Genomic DNA, 15,358 nt, shown 5'->3' with positions numbered 1-15,358 from the left:
CAATCAGCGCACCTCGATTCGAGCGACTTGCCAGACGGAACGGCTGAAATAGATATTGGTCTTGAGCTCAGGCTCATCATCGAAGGGGTACACAACAAACAACGGGCCCTTGTCGCGAATCCGCATGGGCTCGCCGTCTCGGCGCATGGCCAGAATCACGTCATGCTGTTCGACATCTTCTGCCGGAATCAACGACTCGTAGTCCTTGATCGCGATCACACGCAGCTCACTGCCTTCGGCACCAGCAGCAGCGAGCACATCGCGCAGCAGAGGACCAGAGAACCGCGACTGACCGTCTATCCAAGGATTACCGGTGATCACTTCATGCTGGGGCAAGGACTCCAGCATGCGAGCATCGAAATGGGCTTCTTCGCCGACATTGGGAGACGTAAGCTGACCCGACAGCGTAAGAATCACACGTTCCTGTGGAGACTCCAGAGCCAGCGCAGGGACTGTCGCCAGCAGCAACATCACCAGAGGTATGAGTCGCCATGTCAGTACTGCTTTGCTGCACCATCCCTGCTGCCGCTGCATAGTATGTCTCCGCTGAACACCGGGTTTCCCTACGAAACTTTGCCGTATCAGCGATATGCTACTGCCAGTGCTGCCTCAAGGGAAACTCTGGGTCAACCCTGAGCGCAGCACAACCGGCCACGGACGGAGCAACAACGGTGCAACAACGGTGAGAGCAGAACCCTTGGGGTCAGTCAGTCAAGCACGCGGCAAAACGGGTTTAGCGCAAGCTGTCGAACACTCCAGCGTGTCGCCAGGCCAGGCCTGTCTGGGTGCCCATCTCTTCTAGCTCGCGGATCAAGGACGCGACCGCCTCCAGCCGCTGCTCCCCAACGCAGTCCAGAAGTCGCTGCGCAACCTCGGCCACGGCGAGACACCCCAGGGTACGGGATGCATGCTGTAACTCGCTGGCCTCGGACACCAGCACCGTCAGGTCACCTTCCTCACGGGCTTGAGACATACGCGCGATGCGGGCCGGAAAGCGCGCGAGATAGCCACGCACCATGCGCTCCAAAGCATCCGCGGAGACCATCGAACGCAACTCCTGAAGGGTGGTGGAGGCGATCACTGCTGGGCGGTCGACAGAGCCCTCAGCGGGTTTGTGGAAAGAGCCCTCAGCGGGTTTGTGGAAAGAGCCATCAGCGGCTTTTGGGAAAGAGCCACCAGCGGGGCTGTGGAGAGAGCCATCAGCGGGGTTATTGAAAGAGCCATCAGCGGGCTTGTGAACAACACCCTGTTGGACAACGCCCTTGCCGTCCAGGGAGGGGTAGACCCGTGAAGGATAGCGCTCCAGCACGCAGGCAAGGTCGTGGCGCGTGAAGGGTTTGCCGATCAAGTCGTCCATGCCCGCCTCCAGGCTCGCCCTGCGATGCTCAGGTAGCACATTGGCCGTCACCGCAATGATCGGCAGGCGGTAATCCTCATCGCCATCAACACCACGCCCAGAGCGTTCCTTGTCACGCCACCGCCGGGTCGTCTCCCATCCGTCCATTACCGGCATCTGCAAGTCCATCAAGACCAGATCAAACTCGCGTTTTGCCAAGACTTGCAGGGCTTCCTCGCCATTGGCGACCCGCTCGCAGGACTGCCCCAGCCGGGCCAGCATACTGGCCACCAGCTCGCTATTCAGCGGATTGTCATCCACCACCAGGACATGATGCGGTGCCAACGCCTCTAGCGCAGCGCTATCAGAGGTCTCCTCCAGCGCCGCTTCGTCGCAGGCAGGTAATGGCAGCTCGAACCAGAAGCGGGAGCCACTGCCCAACTGGCTGTCCAGTTTGAGGTCTCCGCCCATGGCGCGGACCAGATTACGGGCGATGGGAAGCCCCAGGCCGGCACCATCGTGGCGTCGGGCCATGACCGAGTCAGACTGCTCGAAGGGCTCGAAGACGCGATCCACATCCTGCTTCGAGATACCGCATCCCGTGTCATAGACCACAAACGAAATTCTCTCATCCTGAGCGCGGCTGACGCGCAGCATCACGAAGCCCTGGCGCGTGAACTTGAACGCATTGTTGAGCAGGTTCTGCAGGACCTGGCGCAGCCGATGCAGATCGCCAAGTACCCAATCCGGCAGGTCAGGGGCCAGTCGCATCAAGAACTGTACGTCGCTCTGATGGCGTGAACGATACCCAAGCGTCGCCTGCTCGAGCATTCCCCGCAGGGCAAAGGGTTCCTGCTCCACATCGATGCGCCCGCTTTCCAGACGAGTGAAATCAAGCACATCGTTAATGACGCTTTTCAGCCCGGTCGCACTGGCCTCGAGGCCCTCGATATGGCGCTTGCCCTGTTCACTCAGAGTTTCGTCCCGCAGCAGGTCAGCCATACCCATGACGCCGCTCAACGGCGTGCGCATCTCGTGACTCATGATCGCCATGAAGTCGGTCTTGGCGCGGCTTGCGCTCTCGGCTCTCTCCACCGCATCCTTCAATGCGCGAGACTGCGCCTGGAGCAGCTCGGCCTTGAGCGTATGCGCACGTCCTTCACGCATCAGAGCCAGAACCAGTACGGTGCCAGCCCCCATGATCAACACGATACAGGCCAGCACCACGCCATAGAGGCGCAGTAACGACTGCGTGTCACGGGTGCGGATCTCAGCCACACTAGCCTTATGCTGCAGCAACATGTCGAGACTTGAAGACTGCAGCTGCGTCAGCGTCTGACGCAGTGACGCTCTTGCCGCTTTATCCAGCGGCGCCCCGGCCACGAGATCACCCACCCGCACAGCCAGCTCGTCAATCAGCTGTTCACTCTGCAGATAAAGCGCTTGGGAGGCCTGGGTCTGACGCAGGAAGGCGCGGGTTTGCCCTTGTCGTAACAGGTCATTACGCCCTTGCAGAATCTCGAAATCCAGCGCCAGCTCATCTATGGCATCAGCCGGCGCTTCGGCCACCAGGATGCGCATCTCTCGCACCATGCGGTCGAATTGATAGAGATTCCAGGTGACGGTATCCAGGATTCGGTGCTGAAGTTCCTGCTGGCGATCAAAGGTCAAACCGCCCGCGACCAACGCGGCCACGAAGAACATCACGGTGGCCGCCGCGGCTACCCGCGAGCGATAGGGCAAGCTCAGCATGACTCGGCCCTTGGCCGCCAGACGTCAACGCACATCGATGGACTCCACTTGCCAGACCGAGCGCGTCAGGTATACCGCGTTATAGAGATGGGGCCGCTCATCAAAGGGATAGATGACGAACAGAGGGCCTTGATGGCGGACCTCGAGCGCATTGCCATCGCGAGACATCGCCAAAATAATGCCGAAATCCCTCGCGTCTTCCACGGGAATAGTCGCCGCAAAATCATTCAGTGCCGCGACCCGCAGTTCCATGCCGCGAGCGTCTACTGCCTGCAACAAGGCCATCAGCAGTGGACCGTCGTAGACCGATGCTCCGTCGTACCAGGGAAGGTGGGTGCTGATTTGCCCTTGATCCAGCGCAAGCAGCATATCGCGATCAAACCATGCCTGATCACCCACGTTGGTGATACCAATATCGCCGGATACCTTCAGCAAGGGTTTGCCAGCAGGCGGCTCAAGCGCCATCGCCAGGGAAGACACCAGGGTCAGCCCAAGAACCGCAAGATGCCAGCGATATCGCACATTTCCCCCTTTGCCGAGTTTGATACTCGGAGGCGTTTCCGGCTTATCGTCTTCGCTTGTATGCTGATTCAGCCGTACCGAATGTTAAAATAGTAAATCATAGGACACAATTCGTCACGTGATGAAACTCAAGGTCTCCCATGCCTCCCACCAGTGCGCTATGGCCCGACGACATGCCCCCCCTTGCCCTCTGCCATGGCACCAGCGGCGCCTTATGATCGGCCAAGTTCAGCCGCCAACCAGTCCGCCAGATCATTGGCATGAGGATGACGCGGGCCGTGCGCCCCGGAGGCCAAATGCAGGGTCAGACAGGCTTCCGTGGTCACGAACCCCCAGGGCGCAAGCAAACGCCCAGCACGCACGTCGTCTTCCACCAGATAGTCCGGGGAGATGCCAACGCCCAGCCCCACCAGTGTCGCCTCGAGCATGTAGGTAAGATGCTCGAAGCCTTGTCCCATGGAGAGGCCTTCAACGCTCATCCCTTGCTGAGAACACCAGTCACTCCAGGCTGACGGCCGCGAGCGAGTATGCAGCAAAGGGTGCCCCAGGAGCTCCTGCGGCTGCCGCCGGCCCGCCCCTTGAGTGGACGCAATCTGATAGTGCGGGCTGTGGACGGGGCCGATACGCTCCTTCCCCAGCACTCGAATAAGCGCACGCTCGTCGGGGCTGTCGGGCAGGCGCTGGAACCGCAGCACACCGTCCGCTCCTGGCGGTACACCCTCCCCTTCTTCACTAGCACTCAGGTGCAGTTCCAACGTCGGAAGCGCCGTCTTCAGCGCCGCCAGGCGCGGGATAAACCAGCGCGCCAGAAATGAGCCGGGACAGTTCAGCACAAAGGGGCGCCCCTGTCCCCGCTGCGACACGTCACTGCACACTCTGGCTAGCGCTCCTAGATGAAAGCCGATGGCATCGGCCAGCTCCTGACCTGCGTCGGTCAGGCGCACTCCTCTGCCCTCTCTTTCCAGCAGGTGCACACCCAGCTGCTGCTCAAGCCCCTTGATCTGACGGCTCACGGCCCCGTGGGTAAGGTGCAACGCGGTCGCGGCCCGGGACACGCTGCCCAGTTCCGCTACCGCCTCCAGAGCCCTCAGCGCTCGCATTGACGGCAGCCTGTCCCCTGCCAAGGTGACGGGCGCTCCCCGGCGTGCCTGATCTGTCATGATGCCCCTCCGCCCACGGCCAAATATGTGACTTTTTCTCACAGATTAGTGCAACGATATCGATTTTTCAGGTGCCCGTCAGCGGTTATTCTTGGCCTCGACACCCATGGCGCTGGTCGCGCCGCGACAGCTTTGGAGCTTCCGATGAGCCAACACGACACGACACAGAGCCTCCGCCAGGGGCCCGACTCAAGAGGGTTCTTTGGTGACTTCGGGGGACGCTTTGTTGCCGAGACACTGATGCCGTTGATTCTTGACCTGCAGCGGGAATATGACGCAGCTCGTCAGGACCCGCTGTTCGCCGACGAGCTGGCACGGCTTTCTGAAGACTACGTGGGCCGCAAGAGTCCGTTGTACTTTGCCGAACGTCTGACCGAGCATCTGGGTGGCGCACGCATCTACCTCAAGCGCGAGGACTTGATGCATACCGGTGCCCACAAGATCAACAACGCCCTTGGCCAGATTCTACTGGCACGCCGCATGGGCAAGCGTCGCATCATCGCCGAAACCGGGGCAGGCATGCACGGTGTAGCGACCGCCACCGTGGCGGCACGCTTCGGCATGGAGTGCATCATCTACATGGGCAGCACCGACATCCACCGCCAGCAACCCAATGTACAGCGCATGCAGCTGCTTGGCGCCAAGGTGATTCCCGTGACCGCCGGCGATGGGACCCTGAAGGATGCCATGAACGAGGCCCTGCGAGACTGGGTCACCCACGTCGATACCACCTTCTATATCATCGGCACGGTGGCCGGCCCTCATCCCTATCCTGCCATGGTGCGTGACTTTCAGTCGGTCATCGGCCAGGAGGTTCGCGAGCAGCTGTTCGACAAGGAACAACGCTTGCCCGACTCCCTGGTGGCCTGCATCGGCGGCGGCTCCAACGCCATGGGACTGTTTCATCCCTTCCTGGATGATCCGGACGTGGCATTGATTGGCGTAGAGGCTGCTGGCGAGGGGCTCGACACTCCTCGTCACGCCGCCAGCCTGAAAGGCGGACGTTCAGGCGTGCTGCATGGCAATCGCACCTTCCTGCTGCAGGATGCGGAGGGACAGATCAGCGATGCACACTCGATTTCCGCCGGCCTCGACTACCCCGGCATTGGTCCCGAGCATGCATGGCTGCATGCCATTGAGCGTGCCGAGTACGTGGCCGCCAGTGACCGCGAGGCGCTGGACGCGTTCACCTTGCTGTGCCGTAAGGAAGGCATCATTCCTGCGCTGGAGTCGTCCCATGCCCTGGCAGAAGTGATCAAACGTGCGCCCGGCCTCCCCCAGGATCATCTGATGGTGGTGAACCTCAGCGGTCGCGGCGACAAGGACATGACCACCGCGACGCAATGCTTGGCTGAAGAATTAGGGCTCGACACCGCCAATGGCCCGGTCTGACCTGCGCCCCTTATCCTCAGGAGAGACATGATGACATCCCCAGCCACTTCACAAGGACGCCTGGCTCAGCGCTTTGCCGCTACCCGCCAGCAAGGCCGCGCCGCCCTGGTGACCTATATCGCCGCCGGTGATCCCGACTACGCTACCAGCCTCGCGACCCTCAAGGGCCTGGGCGAGGCCGGGGCCGATGTGATCGAACTTGGCATGCCGTTCACCGACCCCATGGCAGATGGCCCCGCCATTCAGCACGCTACTCGGCGTGCGCTGGAGGGCGGTCAGACCATGGACCGCACCCTGGAGATGGTGCGCGAACTCCGCCGAGTCGACACTCTCACGCCGGTGGTACTGATGGGCTACTACAACCCCATCTACGCTCGCGGCGTTGAGCGCTTCCTCGATCAGGCCAAGGCCGCCGGGGTCGATGGCCTTATCGTGGTGGACCTGCCGCCGGAGCACGATGACGAGCTGTGCCTGCCCGCCGCCAAGGCTGGTCTGAACTTTATTCGTCTGGCCACCCCGACGACCGACGCCGAACGTTTACCCAGCGTGCTCGCCAACACGTCAGGCTTTCTCTACTACGTCTCCAGCAATGGCGTGACGGGTGGTGCAGCGCCTAGTGCGGAGCGGGTCAAGCAGGAGCTGGATCGCCTCCGTACTCACAGCGACATTCCCGTCGCCGTCGGGTTTGGCATTCGCACCGCCGCCCAGGCCAAGGAGATTGGCGCCTTTGCCGATGGCGTGGTGGTCGGCTCCGCTCTGATAGATGCCCAGGCCAGCGGAGAGACACCCCAGGCAGGCACCCAGGCGGTGCTGGAGCTGACGCGCGAGCTTGCCAACGCGCTGGCCCAGGCAGGTCACGCTCCCTCCCGCTAACACGGGCACTTGTCATGTATCACTCGACCACTCCCGCGGAGTGGTCGAGTCTTTATGCCCTCTACCATGATGGGTCCAGAGCAACAATCACGGCGATTCCTGCCAGAAACCCGCGATATCGACGTCCAGTCCTCTGCCTGACGTCTGCTCCCGCGATATTCTTTCTGCCATTCTCATGCTTAAGTCGAACCCGTAATACGGGTCAGCGATGGTAGAATCCCGCCCCTTCCGGCCACAAGCCACCCCATCCGTCTGCGCGAGACGGTCGATGCACACACCACGCTTCGAGATCAGAGTCATGTCCAACACCCTGAGCGTCCCCTTCAAGGCACTGAACCGGTTGGGGCTGATACCCCAGATTGTGATCGGCATCTTGCTGGGTATTGTTGTCGCCACCCTGTCCCCAGACCTTGCGGCATCGGTCTCGCTGCTCGGGCAGGTCTTTATCTCTGCCCTGAAGGCCGTTGCGCCTGTGCTGGTGTTTGTGCTGGTGATGGCCGCCATCGCCAACCACCAGCGAGGTCGTCAGACCCAGATCCACAGCGTGCTCATGCTGTATCTTGCCGGCACCCTGGTGGCCGCTCTGGTGGCCGTCACCGCAAGCTTCCTGTTTCCCACAGAATTGACGCTGGATACCGCCCAGGCCAGCGGCAACCCTCCCGGCGGCGTGATCGAAATCCTACGCAACCTGTTGCTCAGTGCCGTCGCCAACCCGGTTGCCGCGCTGATGGAAGCCAACTTCGTGGCTATTCTGGTCTGGGCCATCAGCCTCGGCCTGGTGCTGAGAAACGCTCAGTCCGCCACCAAGGGAATGATCAATGACCTGTCCGACGCGGTCTCTACCCTCGTCCGCTGGGTGATCCGCCTGGCACCGCTCGGCATCTTTGGCCTGGTCGCCGGCACCCTGGCCGAAGCCGGCATCGGCGCACTGATGGAATATGGCCGCCTGTTGTCCGTCATCGTCGGCTGCATGGTATTCGTGGCGCTGGTCACGAACCCCTTGATCGTCTTCCTGACCACCCGCAAGAACCCCTACCCTCTGGTATTCAGCTGCCTTCGCGGTAGTGCCATCACCGCCTTCTTCACACGCTCAAGCGCCGCCAACATTCCGGTCAACATGGAGTTGTGCAAGCGCCTGGAGCTGGACGAGGACACCTATTCCATCTCGATCCCCTTGGGTGCCACCATCAACATGTCCGGTGCGGCCATCACGATCACGGTGATCACACTGGCGGCCGCCCACACCCTCGGCATCAGCGTCGATTTTGCCACCGCACTGCTGCTGTGCATCGTCTCGGCGCTTGCCGCTTGCGGAGTCTCGGGTGTCGCAGGTGGCTCGCTACTGCTGATTCCCATGGCGGCCAGCCTGTTCGGCATATCCGCCGATGTGGCCATGCAGGTCGTCGCGATCGGCTTTGTCATCAGCGTGGTGCAGGATTCCACGGAGACCGCGCTTAACTCGTCCACCGATGTGCTGTTCACCGCCGCCGCCAGCCGCAGAGCCGAGCGCAGCACAGCCGTCGACTGACCCCGTCCTGCGGCTGCACGAACCAAGCCCCCGTCACCCTGCGGTGACGGGGGCTTTGCTTGGTAGGCTTGCTGAATGGGCGTTGCTTAGCGGGCTTGCTGGACAGGCTTGTTTAAACACATGACGCCGTCACTCAGCCCGCCACCACCTGCGGATGATAGCGAGCGGCAATCGCCACCAGGCGCTCCATGGTCTCGCGACTCGGAGGTTCAAGTCCGGCCAGCGGATAGTGCTGTCCCAGCTCCTCCCACTTGTACTCGCCCAGACCATGGTAAGGCAGCAGCTCGACCCGCTCGACGTTATCCAGGGTCTGAATAAACTGGCCGAGTCGGTGCATCATCTCGTCGCTATCGGTATGGCCCGGCACAATCACCTGTCGAATCCAGGTCGGCTTGCCGATCGCCGCCAGATGGTGTGCGAAGGCGAAGGGTCGACGGGGGGAAATCCCCGTCAGCACGCGATGGGCCCCTTCCTCGACATGCTTGATGTCCAATAACACCAGGTCGGTGGCATCAAGCAGTGCATCGAGCACATCGTCGTAATGGCAGGCGTAGCCGTTGGTATCGAGACAGGTGTGCATCCCCTCTGCCTTGGCGGCCACGAACAGATCCCGCACGAAGGCTGGCTGCAGCAGCGCCTCCCCCCCGCTGCAGGTGATGCCCCCTCCGGAGGCGCGCATGAACGGTAGATAGGTTCGCGCTTCCGCCATGACCTCTTCCACGCTGACCTCGCGTCCTCCTTTCAGATCCCAGCTATCCCGGTTTTGGCAGTACTGACAGCGCATCACGCAACCCTGAAGAAAGACCAGAAAGCGGATACCGGGGCCATCGACGGCACCGCAACTCTCGAGATGATGAAGACGGCCGATACGGGACATGGCGTGGCCTCGCAAGAAAAGGGCTCCGGGGAAAATTCCCGGAGCCAGAGGGAGGCCGCTGTCGCGGCCTCAGGGCGAGTCTTGGGCAGTACGCCCTAGAGCGTCTCGGTGAAGGTACGGCTGATCACGTCCCGCTGCTGTTCTGCGGTGAGCGAGTTGAAGCGCACCGCGTAGCCGGACACCCGAATCGTCAGCTGCGGGTACTTGTCGGGATGGACCACGGCGTCTTCCAGCATCTCGCGGTTGAGCACGTTGACGTTCAGGTGCTGGCCACCTTCCTGGCGATCGCTGTGGTGGAAATAGCCGTCCATCAAGCCGGCCAGATTGCCACGCTGCGTGCCTTCGTCCTTGCCCAGCGCCTTGGGCACGATCGAGAAGGTGTACGAGATACCATCCTTGGCATGGGCATAGGGCAGCTTGCCCACCGACGTCAGCGATGCCACTGCCCCCTTGGTGTCACGTCCATGCATCGGGTTTGCTCCCGGCGCAAAAGGCTCGCCGGCGCGACGCCCGTCCGGCGTAGTACCGGTTTTCTTGCCGTAGACCACATTGGAGGTGATGGTCAGCACAGACTGGGTAGGCTCGGCGCCACGGTAGGTCTTGAGCTGGCGAATCTTGTTCATGAAGACTTCCACCAGCTGACAGGCGATATCATCAACCCGTGCATCGTTGTTGCCAAAACACGGGTAGTCACCGTCGATCTCGAAATCCACCGCCACACCGTCTTCGTCGCGCACTGGGCGCACGGTGGCATACTTGATCGCGGACAGTGAATCCGCCGCCACCGATAGCCCGGCGATACCGCAGGCCATGGTGCGCTTGACGTCAAGATCATGCAGCGCCATCAGGGCCGCTTCGTAACTGTACTTGTCGTGCATGTAGTGGATGGCATTCAGCGCGGTGACGTATTGCCGTGCCAGCCAGTCCATCAGACCATCCATGCGCTGCCAGACGTCATCGAAGTCCAGCACATCATCACGGATCGGCTCGCTCTTTGGCCCCACCTGAATCTTGAGCTTCTCATCGACGCCACCGTTGATCGTGTACAGCAGCGTCTTGGCCAGGTTGGCACGAGCGCCGAAGAACTGCATCTGCTTGCCGATCACCATGGGGGACACGCAGCAGGCTATCGCGTAGTCATCGGAGGCAAAGTCCTGGCGCATCAGATCGTCGTTCTCGTACTGGATCGACGAGGTGTCGATAGACACCTTGGCGCAGTAGCGCTTGAACCCCTCTGGCAGCTGCTCTGACCACAGCACGGTCAGGTTGGGCTCAGGACTTGGCCCCATGGTGTACAGACTGTTGAGGAAACGGAAGCTGGTACGGGTGACCAGCGTGCGTCCGTCCTGGGCCATGCCCCCCAGGCACTCGGTCGCCCAGATGGGGTCGCCGGAAAACAGTTCGTCGTACTCAGGCGTGCGCAGGAAGCGCACCATGCGCAGCTTCATGATGAAGTGGTCGACCAGCTCCTGGGCCCCCACTTCATCGATCACTCCCTGGCTCAGATCGCGCTCCAGGTAGATGTCGAGGAAGCTGGAGGTACGCCCCAGCGACATGGCCGCGCCATTCTGGGACTTCACCGCAGCCAGGTAGCCGAAGTAGGTCCACTGAATGGCTTCCTGAGCCGTGGTGGCCGGCACCGAGATATCGAAGCCGTACTTGGCCGCCATCTCTTTCAGCTGGTCCAGCGCACGATACTGCTCGGCGACCTCTTCGCGCAGCTGAATGACCGCCTCCAGATCATCGCCCTGTTCAAAGCGTGACTGCAGAGAAGCAAACTGGGCCTGTTTGTCGGCCATCAGGAAGTCGACACCGTAAAGCGCGACCCGGCGATAGTCACCGATGATGCGGCCGCGTCCGTAGGCATCAGGGAGTCCTGTCAGCACGCCGGACTTGCGACACTTGAGGATGTCCGGAGTGTAGACATCGAACACGCCCTGGTTATGGGTCTTGCGAAACTCGGTGAAGATCTTCTTCACCTGCGGATCCAGCTCGCGGCCGTAGGCCTGACAGGACCCTTCCACCATCTTGATCCCACCATTGGGCATGATGGCCCGCTTCAAGGGTGCCTCGATCTGCAGACCGACAATGGTCTCGAGAGACGCATCGATGTAGCCGGCGTCATGGGCGGTGATGGAGGACACCAGCGAGGTGTCGAAGTCCAGCGGCGCGTGGGTGGCATTCTCCTGCTTGATGCCCTCCATGACCCGGTCCCACAGTGCGCGGGTGCTCGTGGCGGGCTCTGCCACCAGAAAATGCTCGTCGCCTTCATAGGGCGTCACGTTGGCCAGCAGGAAGTCGCGTACGTTGACCCCCTCTTTCCACGCGGTGCCCGCAAACCCTTCCCACGCCTGTGCGAATTGCTCTTTCATCGACTTGCCCCTTAACAAAAGGAAATACGAAACTAGTGCAGATTCACTGCGCCCCTCTATCCATCGGAGGGGGCAGCAAAGCTTGAAGATCGGTGGCAGCGCGGTCGTCACTTCGATGGTGACGTGGATGCAGCGCTCTTGCTGGGCGAGACAGCCTCTGCCCCAGCGGGACCATTCGACTTTAGCAGTAGATGGACAGCCCGGACTTGACCCGTATCAGCGTCCAATAAGGTCGCGGCGCAACTGGTGATTTAGCGCATCAGGGAGGATAAACAAGCGGATGTGTCAGCGAGCAGAGCGCGCCATAAAAAGGCGACGCCACCCGAAGGTGGCGCCGCCCTGGCGCAACGATGGCGCTATGTACCCAGAGGTACGCCGATCAATCTGCCGGCCTGTTGTCAGGCGCTGAGCAAGGCATTCAGACGCTTGACGTAGGCAGCGGGATCATCGAGATGGCCGCCCTCGGCGATAATCGCCTGATCAAGCAGAATCCTGGCGAGATCGGCAAAACCCTCGTCGCCGGCCGCTTCGAGACGCGCGACGAGCGCATGCTCCGGGTTGAGTTCGAGGATCGGCTTGACCTCCGGCAGGCTCTGGCCCGCTGCTTCCATGATGCGGCGCATCTGGAAGCCCATCTCGTGCTCAGGCAGGACCACACAGGCAGGAGAATCCGTCAGGCGATGGGTGACCTTGACCTCCTGAACCTCGTCTCCCAGTGCCTCTTTCACCCGCTTGACCAGGTCTTCCTTGGCCTTGGCGGTCTCCTCCTGGGCCTTCTTCTCTTCCTCGTTCTCGACATCACCAAGATCGAGGTCGCCCTTGGCCACATCGACCAGCTTCTTGCCATCGAACTCGGTAAGGTGGCTCATCAGCCACTCATCGATCCGGTCGTGCAGCAGCAGTACCTCGATACCCTTCTTGCGGAAGATCTCAAGATGGGGGCTATTCTTGGTCGCATTGAAGCCGTCGGCGACGATGTAATAGATCTTGTCCTGTCCCTCTTTCATCCGCTCGACATAGTCGGCCAGTGACTGGTCCTGGGTGGCGCTGTCGGTGTGAGTACTGGAGAAGCGCAGCAGGCCACTGATCTTGTCGCGGTTGGCGAAGTCTTCCGCCGGGCCTTCCTTCAACACGGCGCCAAAGGTGTTCCAGAAGCTCTGATAGGCCTCCTTGTCCTTCGACAGCTTCTTCAGCATGTCCAGCGCACGCTTGGTCAGCGCGGACTTGATCTTGTCGACCTTGGGATCCTGCTGCAGCAGTTCGCGGGACACGTTCAGCGACAGGTCGCGGGTATCCAGCACGCCCTTGATGAAGCGCAGGTAGAGCGGCAGGAACTGCTCAGCGTCGTCCATGATGAACACACGCTGCACATACAGTTTCACCCCACGGGCGCCATCACGCTCGTACAGGTCGAAGGGAGCACGGCCCGGCACGTACAGCAGGCTGGTGTACTCCAGGTTGCCTTCGACCTTGTTATGGCTCCAGGCCAGCGGGTCGGAGAAGTCATGAGCCACATGCTTGTAGAAGGCCTTGTACTCATCATCCGACACCTCGCCCTTGGGACGAACCCACAGCGCTGTCGCCTCGTTGATGGTCTCCCAGGTGGTGACTTCACTACCGTCGACCTCATTGCCTTCGTCGTCGGTCGCCTTTTCCGTGCGCGGCATTTTCACCGGCACTTCGATGTGGTCGGAGTACTTGCGCACCAGACTTTGCAGGCGATAGTCATCGGCGAACTCGCTGGCATCATCCTTCAGGTGCAGGATGATCTCGGTACCGTGCTTCTCGCGCTCAAGCTCGGCCACCACAAACTCACCTTCGCCCTTCGAACGCCACTCGACGCCCGCATCCGCTGCGTCTCCCGCCTTGCGCGTGCGCACCGTGATCTCGTCGGCGACGATAAAGCCCGAGTAGAACCCGACACCGAACTGACCGATCAGCTTGGCGTCCTTCTGCTGCTCGCCAGATAGCTGATTCAGGAACTCCGCGGTGCCGCTCTTGGCGATCGTGCCGAGGTTGGCGATCACATCGTCGCGATTCATGCCGATACCGTTGTCACGAATCGTCACCGTCTTGGCGTCACTGTCGTGCTCGATCTCGACACGCAGTTCGCTGTCGCCTTCATACAGGGCGTCGTTGTCCAGAGCGGCGTAACGGAGCTTGTCGCAGGCATCCGCTGCGTTGGAAATCAGCTCCCGAAGAAAGATCTCGCGGTTGGAATACAGCGAGTGGATCATCAAGTTGAGAAGCTGCTTGACCTCGGTCTGAAAGCCCAGAGTTTCTTCGTGAGTAGCGGTGGTCATGGTAGGTCGAACCCCTTTCGACATAGCGTTTTCCGGACCAGTGCCGGGACACTGGCGTTCCAGAGTGTGCGACGCGGGTAGCGAGGCGTCAGGGCATCCCCTGTCGGCGCTCGCTCAACGCCGTACGATCTTCAATTGATCATCGATATGGGGCTAGACGCTGTCTTTTCAAGCCCGCAGCGCACCCCTTGGCGCTGGTTCCGGCACATACGCTTCAGGATTCAGCACACGCTAGGCGGGATCTAACACATAGCTCATGCGCGCGCGGGCGATCGGGGTCGCTTCGTCATCCTGCCACGCCCATGTGTCCACATTGACCATACGACGCCCCTCGCGTACCAGGCGACAGCGGGCACGGGTCGGTTTCACCGCAGCGGGTGCCAGGTAGTCCACGGTCACATTGACCAACCGAGGGAGGCGTGGCTGGCGGGACTGGCTGAGCGTATGCAGGGCCGCAGCCGTTTCCATGAATGCCGCCACGACACCACCGTGAAGCGCAGGCAGCATGGGGTTACCGATATTGGAAGACCGCGCCTCCAGCGCAAAACAGAGCCCCTCATCGTCGCGACAGGCCGACACCCCGAGCTGCCCTGCGTAAGGTATCTGCGCTATCCAGGGGGCGAGGTTATCATCGTTGATGCCCGCCTCTAACAGCAGTGGATCCAGGGCATCGCTGCTGCCACGGGCCGCCATCACCGGGGTCGGTGGTACAGCCGGCGATTCATCCGACTCCGCGAGACCGGCAAACATGGCATCGGCAAATCCAGGAGGCGTGTTGCGGGGTCCTAACCTGGCGAAATGCCCGCTCGCTCGGGCCAGTGGCTGTCCATCCTGCTGCCATGCCTGAGCCTCGGTGAACACGACACTGGACGATACCGCATCGGCTCTGGCCTTGACCCACAGCGGCCATTCCTCGATACCGGGGCGGCGGTGGCTGATATGCAGGTCCAGGGTCGGGCATACCTCGGGCTGGGGCAACGCGGTCAGCACGGACGCGCCACAGGCGGTGTCAAGCAGCATGCTGAGGACCCCCGTGTGCACCAGTCCTCGTTGGCGATCTCCCGACAACAGCGGATGCCAGGGCAGATACAGCGTAACGCCCTCCTCGTCCACCGAGGTGACCTGCATCTCCAGCATGTGGGTGTGCGGAATGACATCGATAAATCGCTGAAGAGCCTGGCGCCACAGCGAAAAGGAAGGTGAAGCGAAAGCATCTTCTTGTGCGGACATGACGAGCGCCATA

The 15,358-nt window shown here is 61.3% G+C and carries 11 protein-coding genes; 3 read left to right on the top strand and 8 right to left on the bottom strand.

All coding sequences use genetic code 11. The annotated features are described in order from the left end of the window. Positions 1-3 precede the first annotated feature (3 nt). The 4 genes from KUV41_RS11975 to KUV41_RS11960 all read right to left on the bottom strand — a co-directional run bounded on the left by KUV41_RS11975 (position 4) and on the right by KUV41_RS11960 (position 4,770). A complete protein-coding gene (locus tag KUV41_RS11975) occupies positions 4-534 on the bottom strand; it encodes a molybdopterin-dependent oxidoreductase (protein ID WP_261396028.1) in 531 nt (176 codons plus the stop codon). Between the two features lie 199 nt (positions 535-733). Then, on the bottom strand, positions 734-3,088 hold the full coding sequence (locus KUV41_RS11970; protein ID WP_222486323.1) for an ATP-binding protein: 2,355 nt from the start codon (positions 3,086-3,088) through the stop codon (positions 734-736). Between the two features lie 24 nt (positions 3,089-3,112). Continuing rightward, entirely contained in the window at positions 3,113-3,610 is a 498-nt protein-coding gene (locus KUV41_RS11965; RefSeq protein ID WP_222486321.1) for a hypothetical protein, read from the bottom strand. Positions 3,611-3,822: 212 nt separating this feature from the next. After that, positions 3,823-4,770 (bottom strand): LysR family transcriptional regulator, encoded by a 948-nt coding sequence (locus KUV41_RS11960; protein ID WP_261396027.1) that lies wholly within the window; start codon positions 4,768-4,770, stop codon positions 3,823-3,825. Positions 4,771-4,914: 144 nt separating this feature from the next. Here KUV41_RS11960 and trpB point away from each other — a divergent pair, with 144 nt between their 5' ends. The 3 genes from trpB (at position 4,915) to sstT (ending at position 8,563) form a co-directional block, all read left to right on the top strand. Beyond that, entirely contained in the window at positions 4,915-6,162 is a 1,248-nt protein-coding gene (trpB, locus tag KUV41_RS11955) for a tryptophan synthase subunit beta (RefSeq protein WP_222486319.1), read from the top strand. 27 nt (positions 6,163-6,189) lie between these two features. Beyond that, complete coding sequence (trpA, locus tag KUV41_RS11950) at positions 6,190-7,035, top strand: tryptophan synthase subunit alpha (RefSeq protein WP_261396026.1); 846 nt, start codon at positions 6,190-6,192, stop codon at positions 7,033-7,035. Positions 7,036-7,333: 298 nt separating this feature from the next. Continuing rightward, positions 7,334-8,563 carry a serine/threonine transporter SstT gene (sstT, locus tag KUV41_RS11945; RefSeq protein WP_222486345.1) on the top strand — a complete coding sequence of 410 codons (1,230 nt, stop codon included), beginning with the start codon at positions 7,334-7,336 and terminating at the stop codon, positions 8,561-8,563. 133 nt (positions 8,564-8,696) lie between these two features. On the opposite strand, the gene pflA is transcribed toward sstT, so the two are convergent. From pflA to KUV41_RS19530, 4 genes are all read right to left on the bottom strand, one after another. Continuing rightward, positions 8,697-9,440: a pyruvate formate-lyase-activating protein gene (gene pflA / locus KUV41_RS11940; RefSeq protein ID WP_222486317.1), complete on the bottom strand. Its 744-nt coding sequence runs from the start codon at positions 9,438-9,440 to the stop codon at positions 8,697-8,699. Between the two features lie 95 nt (positions 9,441-9,535). After that, positions 9,536-11,812: a formate C-acetyltransferase gene (pflB, locus tag KUV41_RS11935; protein WP_222486315.1), complete on the bottom strand. Its 2,277-nt coding sequence runs from the start codon at positions 11,810-11,812 to the stop codon at positions 9,536-9,538. A gap of 398 nt (positions 11,813-12,210) precedes the next feature. Next, on the bottom strand, positions 12,211-14,115 hold the full coding sequence (gene htpG / locus KUV41_RS11930) for a molecular chaperone HtpG (RefSeq protein WP_222164335.1): 1,905 nt from the start codon (positions 14,113-14,115) through the stop codon (positions 12,211-12,213). Between the two features lie 231 nt (positions 14,116-14,346). Further along, a complete protein-coding gene (locus KUV41_RS19530) occupies positions 14,347-15,345 on the bottom strand; it encodes a PaaI family thioesterase (protein WP_261396025.1) in 999 nt (332 codons plus the stop codon). Between the last annotated feature and the right edge of the window lie 13 nt (positions 15,346-15,358).

The organism is Halomonas sp. DP8Y7-1 (assembly GCF_019801685.1).
Classification (GTDB): Bacteria; Pseudomonadota; Gammaproteobacteria; order Pseudomonadales; family Halomonadaceae; genus Halomonas; species Halomonas litopenaei_A.
The sequence above is the reverse complement of the archived record's forward strand: the minus strand, read 5'-3'. Positions and strand labels throughout refer to the sequence as shown.